This window comes from Streptomyces tanashiensis, from assembly GCF_014648895.1.
Classification (GTDB): Bacteria; Actinomycetota; Actinomycetes; order Streptomycetales; family Streptomycetaceae; genus Streptomyces; species Streptomyces tanashiensis.
Genome location: NZ_BMRZ01000016.1, coordinates 53,282 through 72,307 on the forward strand (window position 1 = coordinate 53,282; position 19,026 = coordinate 72,307).

Sequence of the window (19,026 nt, forward strand, 5' to 3'; positions counted from 1 at the left end):
CCCGTTCCCGGCCGGCCACCGCAACGGCTTCGACGCGTTCGCCGCAGGCACCGACGCTGCCAAACGGGGCGAGCATCGCGACGGACGGCTGCCCTTCGCCCACGGCGGGCGGGCAGCCGCCATGTCGCCCCGGACGGGTTGCTCTTGAGTGAACGGACCCGCGGCGTCGACGCCGGGGCGACCACCAGCCAGGGAGACGTCCGGCGCACCGCTCACGCCTGAGCCACACGCTCTTGGCGCCGGCCGGGACGCGAGTGACGCCGCGACTCCTCCGGATCCGGGTCCAACAGGCTCTTCGCGTACGAGCGTTCAGGGTCCCGCCGTTCACGAGGGCGGCTGCCGGTACCTGGCGGCACGTCTTCCAGCACCGCACAAACGATCTTGCCCACGCGCCAGAACTGGAACCCCCCGATGAATCGTCCGATCACCCTCTTCACCGGCCAATGGGCTGACCTCCCGTTCGAGGAGGTGTGCCGTCTTGCCTCCCAATGGGGGTACGACGGCCTCGAAATCGCCTGCTGGGGCGACCACTTCGAAGTCGACCGCGCCCTCGCGGAACCCGATTACGTGACGCGGAAGCGCGCGGTCCTCGACCGGTACGGGCTGGAAGTCTGGGCCATCTCCAACCATCTCGTGGGCCAGGCCGTGTGCGACCACCCCATCGACATCCGACACCAGCTGATCCTGCCGCCCCGGCTCTGGGACGAGGACCCGGAACAGGTCCGCCGCAACGCGGCCCGCGAGATGCAGGACACGGCCAGAGCCGCCGCCCTGCTCGGCGTCGACACCGTGGTGGGTTTCACCGGTTCATCGATTTGGCACACCGTCGCCATGTTCCCACCCGTCCCGCCCGCCGCGGTCGAGGCAGGCTACGTCGACTTCGCCGACCGCTGGCACCCCATCCTCGACGTGTTCGAGGAGCACCGCGTGCGGTTCGCGCTGGAGGTCCATCCCAGCGAGATCGCGTACGACTTCTGGACGACTCGGCGCACCCTGGAGGCCATCGGCCACCGCTGGTCCTTCGGGCTGAACTGGGACCCGTCCCACATGATCTGGCAGGACATCGATCCGGTGGGGTTCATCCTGGAGTTCGGCGACCGGATCTACCACGCCGACTGCAAGGACACCCGTGTCCGCTCCCGCGACGGCCGCCGCGGCCGGCTCTCCTCTCACCTGCCCTGGGGGGACCCGCGCCGCGCTTGGGACTTCGTCTCCACCGGCCACGGAGACGTCCCCTGGGAAGACTGCATCCGCGCGCTGAACACCGTCGGATACCGCGGCCCGCTCTCCGTGGAATGGGAGGACGTCGGCATGGACCGCCTCACGGGCGCCGCCGAAGCGCGGGGCTTCCTGCGGGACCTGTCCCGCATCGCCCCCTCGGCCACCGCCTTCGACGCCGCATTCGCAAGCCAGTCCGCAGAAGGAGACGGCCATGAGTGACACCCCTTCCCGTCACGTTGGTCGGACCGGCGTGTGGCTCGTCGGAGCCCGCGGTTCGGTCGCCACGACGGCTGTCGTCGGCGCCGCCGCGGTCAGCGGTGGATTCGTCCCTCCCACCGGCATGGTCTCCCAGCTGCCGGAGTTCGCCCACAGTGGCCTGCCCGCCCTGGACGATCTCGTGTTCGGCGGACACGACGTCACGGACACCCCGCTCTCGAAGCGGGCCGAGCAGCTCGCCGAGGCCGGCGTCTTCCCCGCCGCGCTCCTTCCCCTTGTCGTCGACGCCCTAAGGGCCGCCGACGCGGACATCAGGACCGGTACGACCGGCGAACCGGGAGGCCCCACGCAAGCCGAGACTGCGGCCTCCCTCATCGACGACCTGACCTCCTTCCGGCAACGCCACCGGCTCGACCAGGTCGTGGTCGTCGACGTCTCCTCGACGGAACCCCTGCCCGTCCTCCGTCCCGCCCACCAGCAGCTCGACACACTGGAGGAGGCACTGGCCTCAGGCGACGCAACGCTCCCGCCGAGCTCCCTCTACGCCTACGCGGCCCTGCGCGCCAGATGCGGCTACGTCGGGTTCACCCCCTCGCCGGGGGTGCGGCTGCCCGCCCTGCGCGAGCTCGCCGAAGCGCAGGGCCTGCCCTACGCGGGCAGCGACGCCAAGACGGGCGAAACCCTGATCCGAACCGCGCTCGCGCCGGTGTTCGCCCACCGCGCCCTGCGCGTACGGTCCTGGTCCGGCACGAACCTGCTCGGCGGCGGAGACGGCGCCACCCTCGCCGACCCGGCCGCCGCGGCCAGCAAGAACGCCTCCAAGCGCAGCGGGCTCGACGCCCTGCTCGGGGAGCAGGTGGAAGGACTCACCCACATCGACAACGTGCCGAGCATGGGAGAGCGGAAGACCGCCTGGGATCACGTCGACTTCCAAGGCTTCCTCGGCGCACCGATGACCCTGCAGTTCACCTGGCAGGGCTGGGACTCGGCCCTGGCCGCACCCCTCGTCCTCGACCTCGTCCGCTTCCTTGCCCGGGCCCGCCAGGCGGGCGCCACCGGACCGCAGCGACAGCTCGGCTTCTTCTTCAAGGACCCGATCGCGGACCACATCGCTCCCGACCACCGGCTCGTCATCCAGTTCGAAGAGCTCCGCGCCTGGTACGCCGGGGCCGTCCGATGACCGGCCTGCGCACCCTGCTGGAACTGGTCCGCGCCCCCGCGGCACTCACCGTCCCGGGCGACACCCTGGCCGGGGCCACTGCCGCCGGCCGGCCGCTCCGCGCCGAGACGACCGGGCTCGCGGCGGCCTCTGTCTGTCTGTACTGGGCCGGAATGGCTCTGAACGACTGGGCCGACCGAGAGGTCGACGCCGAGGAGCGGCCCGGCCGCCCCCTGCCCTCCGGGCGGATCAGCCCCGGTGCCGCCCTGGGCACGGCAGTCGCACTCACCGGCGCCGGCCTGGCACTGGCCGTGGCGGCCGGGGGGCGGCGGCACCTCGGCATCGCCGTGCCGCTCGCCGCCACCGTGTGGGCGTACGACCTGGGCGTCAAGGAGACCCCGTTCGGTCCGGCCGCCATGGCGGCCGCCCGCGGGCTCGACGTACTCATGGGCGCGGGACCCGACCGGTGGCGCAGCGCGCTGCCCAGCGCCCTCACGATCGGCTGCCACACCTACACACTCACCACGGTGAGCCGGCGGGAGGTCGAGGGGGCGACCGCGGCGCTGCCCGCAGCGGCCCTGGGGGCCTCCACCGCCCTGGCGCTCGTCACATCCGCCTTCCCCGCAAGCGGCACGGAACCCGTCCACCGTGCCGCGTCGACCGTGCTGTTGGCCGCCTACCTCGCGGCAGGAGGCCCGGCACAGCTGGCCGCGACCGCCCGCCCGGATCCTCCCCGCGTCCGGCGGGCGGTCGCTTCCGGCATCCACGCCCTGATCCCGCTCCAGGCGGCCCTGACAGCACGCGCGGGCAACGTACCCGCCGCCTTGCCGCTGCTGGGCTTGTTCCCGCTGGTCCGGCGGTTGTCGCGAAAGGTGTCCCCGACATGACCGCGCTGCGCTTCGGCTACGGCACCAATGGCTTCGCCAACCACCGTCTCGACGATGCCTTGGAGGTCATCGCCGGGCTGGGATACTCCGGGGTGGCACTCACCCTGGACCACGGTCACCTCGACCCGTACGCTCCAGGCCTCGTCCGGCAGCTGACCCGGGTGCACCGCAGGCTTTCCGCGCTCGGCCTCGGCGCGGTCGTGGAGACCGGTGCCCGCTACCTCCTCGACCCATGGCACAAGCACGCACCCACCCTCCTGGACCCGGAGCCCGAACGGCGCGCGCACCGCCTGGACTTCCTGACCCGTGCCGTGCACATCGCCTCGGAACTGGGGGCCGAGGCGGTGTCGCTGTGGAGCGGGACACCCGACCCCGGCATGCCCGAGGAGGAGGCGTGGGATCTGCTCGTCGAAGGCTGCGCCGCCCTGACCGAGGTGGCGCGGCAGTCCGGCGTACGGCTCGGATTCGAACCCGAGCCGGGCATGCTGGTCGCCGACCTGGACGGCTATGAGCGCCTCAGGAACGCCCTGGGCGACCCGGACGCCTTCGGCCTCACTCTGGACGTCGGGCACTGCCGCTGCCTGGAGTACGACAGCCCGGCCGACTGTGTCCGCCGCGCTGCCCCCTGGTTGGTGAACATCCAGATCGAGGACATGCGGCGCGGCGTCCACGAGCACCTGGAGTTCGGCGAGGGCGAGGTCGACTTCCCCTCGGTCCTGCAGGCCCTGACGGAGGTCGGCTACCGGGGGCTCGTGGCCGTGGAGCTGCCCCGCCACTCGCACAGCGCCCCGCAGACCGCGTGGCGTTCCTTGGACGCCCTGCGCGCGGCTTCCGCACCTCCTTGGACGACCAAGGCACGCGATCAGCTGGGGTCCGACCCCGCTTCGATCACGCGTCTCTTCCCGGTGGCCGCACGGAGCGTCGGTCCCGATCCCGCACTGGGCGAGGCGACGCGCATCCAGCTGCTCCAGGCCCTGCCCGGCACGGGAGCCGAACTCGCCTCCGTCCTCATGGAACTGTACGACGGAGGGGACACGGCCGAGCGGATCGCCGTGCTGCGCGCCCTGCCCCTGCTCGACCAGGCCGGACGCGTCGAGGCGCACGCCAAGGGCCTGGTCGAGGACGCTCTGCGGACCAACGACGCCCGGCTCGTCGCTGCGGCCGTCGGACCGTACGCCGCACGCCGTCTCGACCAGGAGCAGTGGCGGCAGGCCGTGCTGAAGTGCGTGTTCCTCGGTGTGCCCCTGGACGTGGTGGCGGGCTTGGCCCGCCGCCGCGATCCCGAACTGGACCGCATGTTCGCGGCCTTCGCCGCCGAACGCATCGCCGCCGGGCGGCAAGTCCCCGCGGACGTGCGGCGGCAGCTCGACCCGGATTCCCCCGCGTGACAGGAGCCCGCGCCATGCGCATCTTCGACCCCCACATCCACATGACCTCCCGGACGACCGACGACTACCGGGCCATGCAGGCGGCCGGGGTTCGGGCACTCGTCGAGCCGGCGTTCTGGCTCGGCCAGCCCCGCACCTCGGTCGGCAGCTTCACCGACTACTTCGACGCCCTGCTGGGCTGGGAGCCGTACCGTGCCGCCCAGTACGGAATCCAGCACTTCTGCGCCCTCGCCCTCAACCCCAAGGAGGCCAACGACGAGCGGTGCTCGCCGGTCCTCGACGAGCTGCCCCGGTACCTGCTCAAGGACCGTGTCGTAGCAGTCGGCGAGATCGGCTTCGACCTGATGACCGAGGCCGAGGAGCGGGCGTTCATCCTTCAGCTGGGCCTCGCCAAGGAGAGCGGCCTTCCGGCCCTGGTGCACACCCCGCACCGCGACAAGGCCGTGGGAACCGCCCGTACTCTCGAACTCGTGAAGGCCTCCGGCATCGGACCCGGCAGGGTCCTGGTCGACCACCTCAACGAGGTGACCGTGCCGCTCGTCGCCGACTCCGGCTGCTGGATGGGATTCTCCATCTACCCCGACACCAAGATGACCCCGGACCGCATGGTGCGCATCCTCCAGGACCACGGCACCTCCCGCGTGCTGGTCAACTCGGCTGCCGACTGGGGTCACAGCGACCCGCTGCTGACCTTCGTCACCGCCTCCGCCATGCGCGCCGCCGGCTTCACCGAGAACGACGTGGATCAGGTGCTCTGGCGCAACCCCGTGGAGTTCTACGCACAGAGCGGGCGGCTCACGCTGGACCACGTGTCCGAGGTGGGCTCTCCGTCGGACACCTCGGAGTACGCCGGCAACTCCGTACGCAGGGGCGGCAGCTGATGAGGTTCCGTCACGGCAGCGGCGAGGACGTCCACCTCGGCTACTGCACCAACGTGCACCCTGCCGAAGATCTCGCCGGGATCTTGGACCAGCTCGACACCTACGCAGTCCCCGTCCGGGAGCAGCTGGCAGCGGACCGGCTGGGTATCGGCCTGTGGATCGCCCAGCCCGTCGCCGCCGCCCTGGCCGATGATCCCCGTGCCGCGCTCAGGCTCCGCACCGAGCTCGACCTGCGCGGACTGGAGGTGGTCACTCTCAACGGCTTCCCCTACCAAGGTTTCCACCAGCCGGTGGTCAAGCGCGCGGTCTACCGTCCCGACTGGTCCTCGCGGCCTCGGCTGGAGTTCACGGCCGACCTCGCACGGGTGCTCGCCCTGTTGTTGCCCGACGATGTCACGACCGGTTCCATCTCCACCCTTCCGCTCGGCTGGCGTGCCGACTGGACCCCGGAGCGTCACCTTCAGGCACTGCGGAACCTGGACGAACTCGGGCGCAGGCTCAAAGGCATCCGCCACCACACCGGCCGTACGATCAGGGTCGCTCTGGAGCCGGAGCCCGGTTGTGTCGTTGAGACGACCGGCCAGGCCGCCTACCATCTGCGCCATATGGATCCGGAGTACTTCGGCATCTGTCTCGACGTGTGCCATCTCGCCGTCGCCTTCGAAGACCCGCGCGCGGCCCTGCGGGAGCTGGACCGGGCCGGGTTGGGCGTCGTCAAGGCACAGCTGTCCTGCGCCCTGCACGCCGAACGGCCCGCGGACCCGGACGTCCGCCGGGCGCTGGCCGCTTTCATCGAACCCCGGTTCCTCCACCAGACCCGGCGAGCCGGAGCACCTCCCACCGGGGTCGACGACCTGCCACAGGCGCTGGCCGGTTCCATGGCGATGAATCGCGACGCACCCTGGCGCTCCCACTTCCACGTCCCTCTGCACGCCGACCCCGAACCGCCTCTGACCAGCACACGGCCGGTACTGCTGCGAGCCCTCGCCGCATTGCTCGCCACCGAGCGGCCCGGCACCACGCACCTGGAGGTCGAGACGTACACCTGGTCGGTGCTGCCCGTCCCGCCGCGCACTGCGCAGGAACTGGCCGCGGGCATCGCCGCCGAACTCGACTGGACCCGCCGGGAGCTGCTCACCCTGGGCCTCACCGAGCAGACCCCCCATTCCTCCGTGAACAGGAGTTCGTGATGAGTGTCGTGGTCCTCGACGTCGTCGGGCTCACCCCGCGCGCACTGGCCGACATGCCCCGCCTGCGGGCGGTCGCCGACACCGGCTTCAGCGCCGAGCTGGAGACGGTCCTCCCCGCGGTCACCTGCTCGGTGCAGTCCACCTTCCTGACCGGCGAACTGCCGTCCGGGCACGGGATCGTCGGAAACGGCTGGTACGACCGGGAGATGGGCGAGGTGGCGTTCTGGCGCCAGCACAACCGGCTCGTCGGCGGCGAGAAGGTCTGGCAGACCGCACGGCGGACCCGGCCCGACCTGACGGTGGCCAACATCTGCTGGTGGTACGCGATGGGCGCCGACGTGGACATCACCGTCACCCCGCGGCCGGTGTACCACTACGACGGGCGCAAGTCCCCGGACTGCTACACCAACCCGCCGGAACTCCGGGACGCCCTGACGGCCGACCTGGGCGTCTTCCCGCTGTTCGACTACTGGGGGCCCAGGGCCGGCCTCGCGTCCACGCGGTGGATCGTCGACGCCGCCCGGCGGGTCGTCGACCGGTACGACCCGGACCTGACGCTCGCCTACGTACCGCATCTCGACTACGACCTGCAACGCCACGGCCCGGACTCGGCGCAGGCACGGAAGGCCGCCCGCGACCTGGACGAGGTCCTGGGACCCTTCCTCGACGAGACCCTCGCCCGGGGCGCGACGGTCGTGGCCCTGAGCGAGTACGGCATCACCGAAGTGCGCCGCCCCGTCGACATCAACCGGGCCCTGCGCCGCGCGGGGCTGCTCAAGGTGTTCCGGCAGCAGGGCATGGAATACCTCGACCCGTGGACCTCTTCCGCGTTCGCCACCGCCGACCACCAGATCGCCCACGTCTACGTGGCCGACCCGGCGGACGTGCCGCGCGTGCGCGAGGTGCTCCGCGAGCTCGACGGCGTCGACGAGGTCCTGGACCGCTCGGGGCAGGCGGACCACGGCCTCGACCACGCCCGGTCGGGTGAGCTTGTCGCCGTGGCCGCTCCCGACAGCTGGTTCACGTACTACTACTGGCTGGAGGACCAGGCCGCACCGGACTTCGCCCGCGGCGTGGAGATCCACCGCAAACCGGGGTACGACCCGGCTGAGCTGTTCTTCGACCCGGGTGACCCGCTGGTGATGGCACGGGCCGCCGTTGCCCTGGCCAAGCTCAAACTCGGCATCCGCGGCACGATGGCCGTCGTACCGACCGACCCCGGATGCGTTCGCGGCAGCCACGGACGCATCCCCGCCAAGGCCGAGGACGCTCCCGTCCTGCTGTGTTCCGCTCCCGACCGGGCCCGGGCGCGCTTCCACGCCACCGAGGTCAAACAGTTCCTGCTGTCCTGCCTTTCCCGCTGAGGAGACCGGTGGGCCGGCGGCCGTAGCTCTGAGGGGCGGTCTCGACGAAGACCGCCCCTCAGACGTACAGCAAGCTCTGCGGGTGCCGAACACCCCTGCCCACAGGAGGAGTTCAGGAGTCGGACGGACCGGTCACGCGCTCCACCGCAGGCCGGGCCGGAGGGACGGATAAGGGAAGCCATTGCAGCCCATGGACGAGAAGCCCCAGCTGGAAGCGGGATTGAGCGCCCAGCTGCTGCTGGACGCGGGTGATCCTCCTGAGGACGGTCCGTTCGCTGACGCCCAGCATCCGGGCGATGGCCCGGTCCGTGGCGCCCGTCGCCATCAGCGCCAGCAGATGACCTGTCTCCTCGGTCAGCCAGTCGGCGGACGCGGACACGGCGTCACCCGGTTGCGGAAGCGGCGGGTGGCTCGGAACCTGGCTGTCCGCCGTGACTCTCGCCATGGGTGTCCTCAAGGGTGTGAGACGGTCCGAAAGGACCGGTGTGACGGATGGCTTGGTTGCTCCGCAGGGCGCTCTGGACTGTTACGCGCCCCGGGAAGTCGCGTCCCTCTGAGTGGACCAGGAGTGGTCCCGAGGCTGACGGAAAGCTCTTTCCCTTGTCGGTAGCAAGGCTAGAGAGGGGTGCGATCCGCAGTCAACGTGTCCCCGCGGTCGATTCGACGACATCCTCCTGACACGGCGCCGCCGCGTTCGGGATCGCTCCCGAGCTGTGCCGCCGCCGCGCCGTCGTTCACGCCCGCGTCCGGCAACCACCGTTGCAGAGGCCTCGGGTGCACGTAAGAGCAAGTCAAGTGACTGAAGCTGCTCAACTCTCTGCCGTATGAAGCAACTATTGACACCAGGAAGGGTGTCGCGGTCCACTCAGCCACTCACGCGAGGGGCCGTCCGGAACCACATGGTCGGAGTAATCCCCGCTCCGGCTCGGGCGTGCGTTCCCAGCCGCCTCCACGACCAAGGCAAGGACACATTCCCCATGCGAAGTCCATCTCCCCACACCATCGCGCGTACCGCCGTCGCCCTGGCCACGTCAGCCGCCGCCCTGTCGGCATTCGTGTTCGTGCCCAGCGCCGAGGCCTCGCCCACGGCCACCAGCCCCTCCGGCCACTCGCTGGCCGTCACTCCGCCCATGGGGTTCAACAACTGGGCCCGGTTCGGCTGCCGGCCCAACAACCCCAACACCGGCGACGAGGGAGTCAGCGAGAGTCTGTTCCTCGAGCAGGCTGACGCCCTCGTGAGCAAGGGGCTGGCGAGCAAGGGCTACGACACCGTCACCGTGGACGACTGCTGGATGACGAAGTCGCGTGACACCTCCGGGAACCTCGTCGCCGACCCCACTCTCTTCCCGCACGGGATGAAGTGGCTCGGGGACCAACTGCACGCCAAGGGCCTGAAGTACGGGGTCTACCTGGACAGCGGTACCTACACCTGCGGCGGCTACCCGGGCAGCTGGGGCCACTATCAGGCCGACGTGGACCTGCTCGCCTCCTGGGGCGTCGACTACATCAAGCTCGACGGCTGCAACATGCCTGCCGCGGCGAGTGACGCGGCCGGGTACATCAAGGCGTACAAGGAATTCGGCGCCGCGATGAAGGCCAACGCGAGCAAGCGCGACATGGTCTTCTCGGAGTCCTCCCCCGCGTACTTCTACATCGGCAAGTCCGACCTCGCCGACTGGTACACGGTCATCGACGAGGCCAGCAAGAGCGGCCAGCTCTGGCGCGAGGGCTATGACGTCAAGATGTACCGCTCCACCCACAACGCCTGGAGCACCAACATCAACCAGGCCGGGGTCATGGCCCAGTACGCCTACAACTCCCAGCTCGCCCGCTACGCGGCACCCGGCAGCTGGAACGACCCCGACTTCCTCATCACCGGTGACGCCCTCACCAAGGACGAGTCGCGCAGCCAGTTCGCCCTGTGGGCGATGATGGCCTCGCCGCTGATCCTCAGCGTCGACGTGGCGAACCTCTCCGCGGACTCCCTGTCCACACTGTCCAACACCGACATCATCGCCATCGACCAGGACGCGCTCGGCGAGCAGGCGGGCATCGTCTCCCAGAACGGTTCGGCCGACATCCTCGCCCGCCCGCTGGCGAACGGCGACCGGGCCGTCGCGCTGCTCAACCGCGGGAGCAGCACCGCGACCCTGAGCACGACCCTCACGGGCGTGGGATTCCAGGGCGGCGCGGCCTGCACCGCATCGGTCAAGGACCTCTGGACGGGAACCACGTCCAGCAGCAGTGGAACGATCAGCGCATCGGTGCCCGCACACGGTACGGCGATCTTCCGCATCAAGCCCGGCTCGGGCTGCACCGGCCAGAAGCCCACCGGGCAGATCTCCGGTATCGGCGGCAAGTGCCTGGACGACGCCAACAGCGGTTCCGGACCCAACAACCCGGTGACCCTCTACACCTGCCACGGCGGCGCCAACCAGCGCTGGACCGTCCAGGGTGACGGCACCATCCGTACCCTGGGCGCCTGCCTGGACGCGACCTACAAGAGCACCGACAGTCGCCACATCGGATACTGGGCGGTACTCAACCCGTGCAACGGCAGCGCCAGTCAGAAGTGGGCGTATCAGCGCAACGGCTACCTGAAGAACACCGGCCTGAACCTCTGCGCCGACGACTACTACTCCCGCACCACTGACACCAACCCCATCATCGTCGGAGCCTGCGGCGTGTCCAAGCCCAACCAGGGCAATCAGATCTGGGTCCTGCCCAACTGACCCCCGGAAAGAGTCGACCGGCCCCGGCACGCTCTGCCGGGGCCGGTCGGCCGCCGCCTCCGAGAGGGGTGTCTCGTCCCTCCTGCCGCCGTGGACGGTGCCTGCGTCAGCGCCGCTCACGTGGGGGCGTGCTCGCCCGGACGACGACCTCGCCCTTCACCCGCCGAAGGCGGGGGGCCGCCTCGGGTTCCGTGGTGACCACGAGATCGACCGACGTCTCCCCGATGTGTTCCAGTGGCAGCCGTACCGTGGTCAGTGCGGGAGTGACATCGCGCAGGGTGCTGATGTCATCGAAGCCCGCGAAGGCGAGGTCGTCGGGGACGGCGATGCCGAGATCCCGGCACTTCGCCATCGCGCCGACGGCCATGATGTCGGTAGCCGCGAACACGCAGTCGAGGGCGAGGCCCTCCGCGAGGAGCTGTCCCATGGACTCGTGGCCCCCGTCGCGGGTGAAGTCGCCGTGGACGACCGCTTCGAGGGAGGCGCCGGGGATGTGGGCCAGCCCTTCCCGGAAGCCCTGGAGGCGGTGGCGGGCGGTGAGCAGGTCCGGGGGGCCGCCCACCACACCGAACCGGCGGTGGCCGAGGTCGACCAACGCCTGGGCGAGCTGTCGGGCGCCGGCACGGTTCTCCAGGACGACGGTGTCGACCGGCAGCCGGTGCTGGCCGATGGACACGACGCGGCCTCCCGTGGCGCGGAAGGCGTCGACCTCCGCCCGCAGGGCATCGTTGAGCTTCGTGTCGGCGCTGCGGCTGCCGGCGAGGATGACGGCGCGGCAGCGCCGGCTGCGCAGTGCGGCGAAGTGGTCGATCTCGCGTTCCGGACTACGCGCCGTGTCGCAGAGCGTGACGAGGAGGCCGTGTACGTCCGCGGCCCGCATGACACCGGCGGCGATGGCGGAGAAGTACGGGTCGGCGATGTCGTGGACGAGCAGGCCGATCTCCTTGCTCGTGCCGCTCGCGACCGCCTGTGCCTGCACGTTCGTGGAGTAGTTGAGTCTGCGCGCGGTGTCCAGGACCTTCGCCTTGAGGTCCTCTCTCACACGGCGGGCTCCCGGGTGCAGGGCGCGCGAGGCGGTCGCCAGCGAGACGCCCGCCTCGGCGGCGACGTCGGCGAGGGTGACCGGATGGCGCTGCGACCGGTTCATGCGCGGACTCCTCGGGTGGGCGGCATGGGCCCAGCGGCGAGGCCGGCGCGGAGAGCCCATTGCCTCGGATGGTAGCGGCCCCCGTGCGGTCCTGATCATCGATCAGGCTTCCCGCAGGTCCGGTCCGTCGTCACCCATCGCGTGCACGGGTCGTGCGCGGACGGTGGGGGTGTCGTGTATACGACACCCCCACCGCGGTCGCCCAGGCCGGGCTTAGGGTGACTCTGATCCTGAGAAATGATTGGAGATGACGGAACTTCGTCTTCTCGATGCAGTATTGCGCAACTGATCTGCACTTTGCCTGGCCAGTCAGCGCGGCAACGATTCGGAGCGTCGATGAAACACATGCGATGGGTGGCGGCGTTGGTCGCCGCCGTACTGTCAGTCCTCGCGGCCGCGGTGCCGTCCGCAGCCCACGAATCCCGGTTCCGGGTGCTGGTCTTCTCCAAGACCACGTTCTTCACCCACGGCTCGATCGAGGCGGGCGTCACCGCGATCGAGAAGATGGGCGCCGACCACGACTTCGAGGTCGAGTCCACGACCGACGCCGCCGCGTTCACCGACGAGAACCTGGCGCGTTTCGACGTCATCGTGTTCAACAACACGAACTCCAACGAGACCTCGCCGCCGCTGCTCGATGCCAACCAGCGTGCGGCGTTCCAGAAGTTCATCCGCAGCGGCGGTGGCTGGACCGGCCTGCACGCCGCGACCGCGAGTGAGCGGAACTGGGACTGGTACGCCGGTCTCGTCGGTACCATCTTCGACTTCCACGGCGACTACAACGCCACGGGCGGCACCGGCCCCGGCCGGATCAAGGTCCTCGACCGCGCCCACCCGTCGACGAAGAACCTGCCGGAGCTCTGGGAGCGTAACGAGGAGTGGTACAACTGGCGCACGAACCCGACGGGGAACGTGCACACGCTCGCACAGATCAAGGTGCGTGACGGCGACAACAAGCTGGACGAGGGCGTCGACCACGCGTACTCGTGGTGTCAGAACTACGACGGCGGCCGGTCCTGGTACACGGCCGGCGGCCACTCGGCCTCGGCGTTCAGCGAGCCGGCGTTCCTGGAGCACCTGCGGTACGGCATCGAGTGGGCCGCCGGCGCTGTCGAGGGCGACTGCAGCCCCACGAAGAAGAGCTCCTACACGCGCGTCCCGTTGGTCACCGACGGCCTGTCGGACCCGTTCGAGCTTGCCGTGGCTCCCGACAAGCGGGTGTTCTACATCGAGCGCACCGGTGCCCTCAGGGTCATCGACCAGGCCACCTTGGCGGTCACCACTCTGCTGGACTTCGACTACACCGCCGAGCAGACCAGCCAGTCCGGCGGGCTGATCGGTCTGACCCTGGACAAGGACTTCGCCACCAACAAGTGGCTGTACGTCCTGTGGTCCGACAAGACCGAGTCGCGGCTCAACCTGTCGCGGTTCACCGTGTCGGGCAACTCGGTCGCCCTCTCCTCGGAGAAGCGGCTGCTGACCATCCCGGTCTTCGCGCCCAGCGGCAGCCGGGCGGCCTCGCACCTGGGCGGCTCGCTCGCCATGGACAAGTCGGGCAACCTGTACGCCGGGATCGGTGACAACACCGACCCGTTCCAGTCTTCGGGCTACACCCCGATAGACGAGCGGGCGGGCCGTGCCGCGTTCGACGCGCAGGCCACGTCGGGCAACACCAACGACCTGCGCGGCAAGATCCTGCGCATCAAGCCGCAGGCCGACGGCACGTACACCATCCCGTCGGGCAACCTCTTCGCCGCAGGCACCGCGAAGGCCAAGCCCGAGATCTACGCCATGGGCTTCCGCAACCCGTTCCGCATCACCGTCGACTCGCAGACCAACGCCGTGCTCGTCGGCGACTACGGCCCGGACGCGCGCAGCGCCAACGCGACCCGCGGTCCCGAGGGCACCGTCGAGTTCGACCGGATCACCTCTGCCGGAAACTACGGCTGGCCGTACTGCGTCGGGAACAACACCCCGTTCAACGACTACGACTTCGCCACCGACACCGCCGGTGCGAAGTTCAATTGTGCGGCCCCGGTCAACGACTCCCCGAACAACACCGGCCTGCAGAACCTGCCGCCGTCCAAGCCGGCGCTGGTGTCGTACGCCTACTCCGCCTCCGCCGAGTTCCCGGAACTGGGCACCGGCGGCGGTGGCCCGATGAGCGGGCCGGTCTACGACTACGACGCGGCCAACACCAACCCGAACAAGTTCCCTGAGTACTTCGACGGGAAGTGGATCACCTTCGAGCTGACGCGCCAGTGGTTCAAGACCCTGTCCATCCACAAGACCGCGCAGACGTTTACCAACTCGAAGTTCGCACCCACCAAGGTCGGCGACCTGCAGTCGATCAACGGGATCTTCGGTGACATGACGTGGACCCAGCCGTTCGAGGCCGAGTTCGGCCCCGACGGCGCGCTGTACGTCATCGACTTCGGCGAGGGTTCCGGATCGGGCCGTGGCGGCAGCAACGAGGGCTCGGGCATCTACCGGATCGACTACACGCCCAACGGTCCGGCACCGGTCGCGAGCATCATGGCTGACAAGGACAGCGGGAAGGCCCCGCTGACGGTGGCGTTCTCCAGCAACGGGTCCACCGGGACGAACCTCACGTACAAGTGGGACTTCGACAACAACGGCACGGTCGACTCCACAGCGGCCAACCCGACGTTCACCTACGGGACGACGGGCAAGAAGACCGCGAAGCTCACGATTGCCAACGCGGCCGGGTCGAACTCCGCGCTGAAGGAGATCACCGTCGGCAACACCCGGCCCACGGTGAAGATCAACATCCCGGACGGCGGCGTCTACGAATGGGGCGACCGCATCCCGTACACGGTGACGGTCACCGACCCCGAGGACACCGCCGTCGACTGCTCCCGTGTGACCGTCCAGACCAAGCTCGGGCACGACTCGCACGCCCACCCACTGGACACCTACACCGGGTGCAGCGGCACGCTGCTCACCGACCCGAGCGGTGCTGACGGCCACGGCGCGGGCCAGAACCTCTACGCCGTGGTCAGCGCGCAGTACACCGACGGCGGCGCGCTGAACGGCACCGTCCCCGCCCTTTCCGGCTCCACCGAGGTGGAGCTGCGGCCGAGGTTCATGGAGGCCGAGCACTTCGACACCACCAGTGGCGCGGTGAACCTGAACCGGACCACCGCGCACGGTGGTGTCCGGGTCGGCGACCTGGACCACGGTGACTGGATCAAGTTTTCCCCGCAGAACCTTCACCTGATCAACTCGGTCACGCTCGGCGCGTCTTCGGGGGCCGTCGGAGCCACCGTCGAATTCCGTGCCGACTCGCCCACGGGCCAGCTGCTCGGGTCGGTCGCCATCCCGAACACCGGCAGCTACGACACCCTGGTCTCGCCCACGGTGCCGCTGACCAACCCGAACCGGACGTTCGATCTGTACCTGGTCGTCAACAACCCGAACGCGACGGGTGACCTGCTGTCGCTGGACTGGCTGCGGTTCAACGGCCGGGGCGTCAAGCAGGAGTCCGGCGCGGGCGGAACGGCCACCGTCACCGCTTCGACGACGACGGCGCGGACGATGAACTTCTCCGCGACGGTCACACCGCCCCCGGGGCGGACGATAGTGGACCAGGCGTGGTCCTTCGGTGACAACAGCGCGGAGGTGCACAGCTACAGCACCGCGCACACCTACGCCGCGCCGGGAACCTACACGGCCTGGCTCACGGTGACCGACAACCTGGGCGCCAAGCACTCCTTCACGCGCCCGGTCACGATCACCTGAGTGCGTGGGGAAGGGTGGGCAGTGCCGACCCGCCCTTCCCCACGGGAGGATTCCCATGGACAGGGCGGTGCCCCGACGGGGGAGGGGTACCGCCTTCTCGAACACCTGCTCCGCTCCGTCCCAGGGGGCCACCAGGATCTCCCCGCCCGCTCCCGTCCGCGTACCTCCGCAGTTACCGTGCGTGAGGGGCGGTCGTGCCTTACTACCTACGGAACCCTCGCGGCGAATAGGGATGCGCCCGCATTGTTCCGCTCGCGACGAGGCCTTTTCCTGGACATGTCCGGTCCGTGCTCAGGACCGGATGGGGGGCCTCACCGCACGGGAGTCGTCATGAACCGTCCTCTTGCCCCTGATCACCGTCAGGTCGTTCGGTCCGCTCCGCTGTGGCGGGTCTCCGCCGGCCCCTCGCTCTCCGTGGTCCAGGCAGGCCGGCAGGTCAGAGAGATGCTGTGTGGATGGGGCATGGCGGATCTGGTCGAGGCCGCGGTGCGCATCGACGCGGAGCTCGTGACGAACGCTCTGCGTCACGGCACCAGACCCGTATGGCACACACTCCGGCAGGTACTGCTCGCTGACGGTGGCCTCTCGGTCCACATCGTGGTGGGCGACCGGGGCGAAGGCTGGGAACTCCGATCGGGGCCGGCAACCGCCACGGCGAAGGGTACGACCGTCCGGGGGCTCGACATCGTGGCGATGCTGGCGGTGGCCTGGGGAGCCACTCGTTCCTATGCGGGCCACCTCGTCTGGGCCGACCTGCGGGTCGGACAGCAGAGATCCCCGGGATCCGGCGGCCCTCGGTCCTCGACACCTGCGGAGTGGTGCTTCAGCAGCTCGATCTGACGTGGAGCGGCCTCCAGCCCTTCCACCCGCTGCCTGACGGCGGCACCCCTGAGCGACGGCCCGCGGCCACCCTCGTCCTGACCGGCGAGGCCGCGGGCCGTCTTCATGGCCAAGGCCGGCGGTCCTGCCACGGCGCGGGCCCCGCGGCCGGTGCCGATGCCCTCGGCGACGCATGCGGAAGGCCCGGACACCGCAGTGGCCGGGCCTTCGATGCTCCGCCTCGCGGTCAGCGTCCTGCCAGCACTTCCAGCAGCCGGGCGACTTCGTCCGTCACAGCGTCTCGCGCCGGTCCGAGGTACTTGCGGGGGTCGGCGACGTCGGGGAGGGCCTCCAGCCGCTCGCGCGCCGTGCGGGTGAACAGCTTGTTGAGGTGGGTGGAGATGTTCACCTTGGTCATGCCGGCCGCGACGGCCTTCGCGAGGTCGGAGTCGTCGACCCCCGAGGAGCCGTGGAGCACGAGCGGCACGTCGAGCACGTCCTTCAGCCGCCCTATGAGGGCGAGGTCGAGTTCGGCGTTACGGGTGAGCATGGCGTGCGAGCTGCCCACCGCGACGGCCAGGGCGTCCACGGCGGTCGCCGCGGCGAACGCGCGGGCCTCGTCCGGATCCGTCCGGACGCCGGGTGCATGGGCCCCGTCCTTGCCACCGACTTCTCCGAGCTCCGCCTCGACCCACACGCCGGCCCGGTGGCAGTGGTCCGTCACTTCGCGAGTGGCGGCGACGTTCGCGCTGTACGGCAGGGTGGAGGCGTCGAACATGACCGACGTGAATCCGAGGTCCACCGCTTCGTGAACGAGCTCGATGGACTCGGCGTGGTCAAGGTGCACCGCCACCGGAACGGAGGAGGAGGCGGCGATGGCGAGGGAGGCTACGGCGATCGGGGCGAGGGCGCCGTGGTAGCGCGCGGTGTTCTCGCTGATCTGCAGGATGACGGGCAGTCCGACGCGTTCGGCCCCGGTGACGATCGCCTCGGCGTGCTCGATCTGCACGACGTTGAAGGCGCCGACACCCGTGTCGGTGGCGCGAGCGGGCCGGACGATGTCGTCTGTGGGGGTCAGAGGCATGAGCGTTCTCCACGAAGCGGTGACGAAGGAACGGCCGGCGACGTGGAAGCGGTGTCCACGTCACCGGCCCTGCCGGTGCGGGGGTACGGGACCTGTTCTCAGGCGCCGGCGGACGTGAGGATCACGGACCGGGTCAGGTTGCGGGGGCGGTCGGGGTCGTAGCCGCGTGCTTCGGCCAGGTGAACGGCGAGACGCTGGGCTCGGATGAGGTCCGCCAGCGGGTCGAGAGCCTCGGCCCGGTCACTGGACGCACCGGCGTGGATGCCTCCGACGGCGTCGATGTCATCGGTCAGCCCCAGTGGTTCGGCGCCGAACAGCCAGACGACGCGGCCGGGGCCGGTGATGCTGATGGGACCGTGGCGGTACTCCATGGCGGGGTACGCCTCGGTCCAGGCGCCGGCGGCCTCGCGCATCTTGAGGCCGGCTTCGAGGGCGAGGCCGTAGGTCCAGCCGATTCCGAGGAAGGTGAACTGCTCGGCACCGCAGACCGCGGGGTCCAGCGGCTCCGCGACAGCGCGCTCGGCGTCCTCGATGGCGTCGGCCAGTGGACGTACACCGGCCGGAAGCGCGCCTTCGGCTTCGAGGTGGGCACGCAACAGGACCAGGACCGTGGTGGCGAACCTGGTCTGGACGACGGACTGCTCGTCGGCGAAGTCCAGCACGGCGACGGCGTCGGCGGCCGTCATGACGGGCGTTGTGGGGTCGGCGGTGATCGCGCTGGTGGCGACCGTGCCCTTGACCCGTGTCAGGAGGTCGAGGACCTCGGTGGTGGTTCCGGAGCGTGTGATGGCGATGATGCGGTCGTAGGTCCGGTCGGCCGGGAACTCGGACGCGGCGAAGGCGTCGGTCTCGCCGTGTCCGCCGCTCTCCCGCAGCTGCGCGTAGGCGAGGGCCATGAACCACGAGGTGCCACAGCCGATGACCGCGACGCGCTCGCCCCGCCGGGGGAGGACCTCCGCGTAGGAGTGGACGGAGGCGACGGCACGCCGCCAGGTGTCGGGCTGGGATGCGATCTCGAACGACGTGCGGGAGGTCTCGACAGTGGTCACGGGATTCCTTGGGCTCGAAGGAGGGGGACAGGACGGAGGGTCGTAGCGCGCGCCGTGCCCGGTGCGTTGATTGCGCTTTAAGAGCATCACGTCTGCCAAGATATGTTCAAAGAGGCCTCATTACAAG

The 19,026-nt window shown here is 69.9% G+C and carries 14 protein-coding genes and 1 pseudogene; 11 read left to right on the top strand and 4 right to left on the bottom strand.

The window, feature by feature from the left end:
* Positions 1-411: 411 nt before the first annotated feature.
* From IE237_RS32340 to IE237_RS32370, 8 genes and pseudogenes are all read left to right on the top strand, one after another.
* Positions 412-1,440 carry a sugar phosphate isomerase/epimerase family protein gene (locus IE237_RS32340; protein ID WP_189805712.1) on the top strand — a complete coding sequence of 343 codons (1,029 nt, stop codon included), beginning with the start codon at positions 412-414 and terminating at the stop codon, positions 1,438-1,440.
* Positions 1,433-2,617 carry an inositol-3-phosphate synthase gene (locus IE237_RS32345; protein ID WP_189805713.1) on the top strand — a complete coding sequence of 395 codons (1,185 nt, stop codon included), beginning with the start codon at positions 1,433-1,435 and terminating at the stop codon, positions 2,615-2,617. The genes IE237_RS32340 and IE237_RS32345 overlap by 8 nt, the downstream gene beginning before the upstream one ends.
* Positions 2,614-3,483, top strand: a complete 870-nt coding sequence (locus tag IE237_RS32350) for an SCO3242 family prenyltransferase (protein ID WP_189805714.1) — start codon at positions 2,614-2,616, stop codon at positions 3,481-3,483. The genes IE237_RS32345 and IE237_RS32350 overlap by 4 nt, the downstream gene beginning before the upstream one ends.
* Positions 3,480-4,322: pseudogene (locus IE237_RS41810) on the top strand (sugar phosphate isomerase/epimerase family protein); the annotation flags it as partial. The gene IE237_RS32350 and the pseudogene IE237_RS41810, both read left to right, overlap by 4 nt.
* A gap of 66 nt (positions 4,323-4,388) precedes the next feature.
* A complete protein-coding gene (locus tag IE237_RS41815) occupies positions 4,389-4,871 on the top strand; it encodes an EboA domain-containing protein (protein ID WP_229843144.1) in 483 nt (160 codons plus the stop codon).
* Positions 4,872-4,885: 14 nt separating this feature from the next.
* On the top strand, positions 4,886-5,752 hold the full coding sequence (locus tag IE237_RS32360) for a TatD family hydrolase (protein WP_189805716.1): 867 nt from the start codon (positions 4,886-4,888) through the stop codon (positions 5,750-5,752).
* Entirely contained in the window at positions 5,752-6,942 is a 1,191-nt protein-coding gene (eboE, locus tag IE237_RS32365) for a metabolite traffic protein EboE (protein WP_189805717.1), read from the top strand. The genes IE237_RS32360 and eboE overlap by 1 nt, the downstream gene beginning before the upstream one ends.
* Positions 6,942-8,306: an alkaline phosphatase family protein gene (locus tag IE237_RS32370; protein WP_189805718.1), complete on the top strand. Its 1,365-nt coding sequence runs from the start codon at positions 6,942-6,944 to the stop codon at positions 8,304-8,306. The genes eboE and IE237_RS32370 overlap by 1 nt, the downstream gene beginning before the upstream one ends.
* 112 nt (positions 8,307-8,418) lie before the next feature.
* Here IE237_RS32370 and IE237_RS32375 read toward each other — a convergent pair whose 3' ends face one another.
* The gene (locus tag IE237_RS32375; protein WP_229843039.1) at positions 8,419-8,685 is read right to left on the bottom strand and encodes a helix-turn-helix domain-containing protein; all 267 of its coding nucleotides are present in this window, start codon (positions 8,683-8,685) and stop codon (positions 8,419-8,421) included.
* A 598-nt stretch (positions 8,686-9,283) separates the two neighbouring features.
* Between IE237_RS32375 and IE237_RS32380 the strand changes: the two genes are divergently transcribed.
* Positions 9,284-11,038: a ricin-type beta-trefoil lectin domain protein gene (locus IE237_RS32380; RefSeq protein WP_189805720.1), complete on the top strand. Its 1,755-nt coding sequence runs from the start codon at positions 9,284-9,286 to the stop codon at positions 11,036-11,038.
* Between the two features lie 106 nt (positions 11,039-11,144).
* Here the strand turns inward: IE237_RS32380 and IE237_RS32385 are convergent, their stop codons facing one another.
* The gene (locus IE237_RS32385) at positions 11,145-12,185 is read right to left on the bottom strand and encodes a LacI family DNA-binding transcriptional regulator (protein WP_189805721.1); all 1,041 of its coding nucleotides are present in this window, start codon (positions 12,183-12,185) and stop codon (positions 11,145-11,147) included.
* A 336-nt stretch (positions 12,186-12,521) separates the two neighbouring features.
* On the opposite strand from IE237_RS32385, the gene IE237_RS32390 reads away from it, so the two are divergent.
* Together IE237_RS32390 and IE237_RS32395 are read left to right on the top strand one after the other, a co-directional pair.
* Complete coding sequence (locus tag IE237_RS32390; RefSeq protein ID WP_189805722.1) at positions 12,522-15,947, top strand: ThuA domain-containing protein; 3,426 nt, start codon at positions 12,522-12,524, stop codon at positions 15,945-15,947.
* A gap of 462 nt (positions 15,948-16,409) precedes the next feature.
* Positions 16,410-16,787, top strand: coding sequence for an ATP-binding protein (locus IE237_RS32395; RefSeq protein ID WP_189805723.1), 378 nt, complete (start codon positions 16,410-16,412; stop codon positions 16,785-16,787).
* Positions 16,788-17,013: 226 nt separating this feature from the next.
* Here the strand turns inward: IE237_RS32395 and IE237_RS32400 are convergent, their stop codons facing one another.
* Positions 17,014-17,850, bottom strand: a complete 837-nt coding sequence (locus tag IE237_RS32400) for a class II fructose-bisphosphate aldolase (protein WP_189805724.1) — start codon at positions 17,848-17,850, stop codon at positions 17,014-17,016.
* A 98-nt stretch (positions 17,851-17,948) separates the two neighbouring features.
* The gene (locus tag IE237_RS32405) at positions 17,949-18,899 is read right to left on the bottom strand and encodes an SIS domain-containing protein (RefSeq protein ID WP_189805725.1); all 951 of its coding nucleotides are present in this window, start codon (positions 18,897-18,899) and stop codon (positions 17,949-17,951) included.
* Positions 18,900-19,026 lie beyond the last annotated feature (127 nt).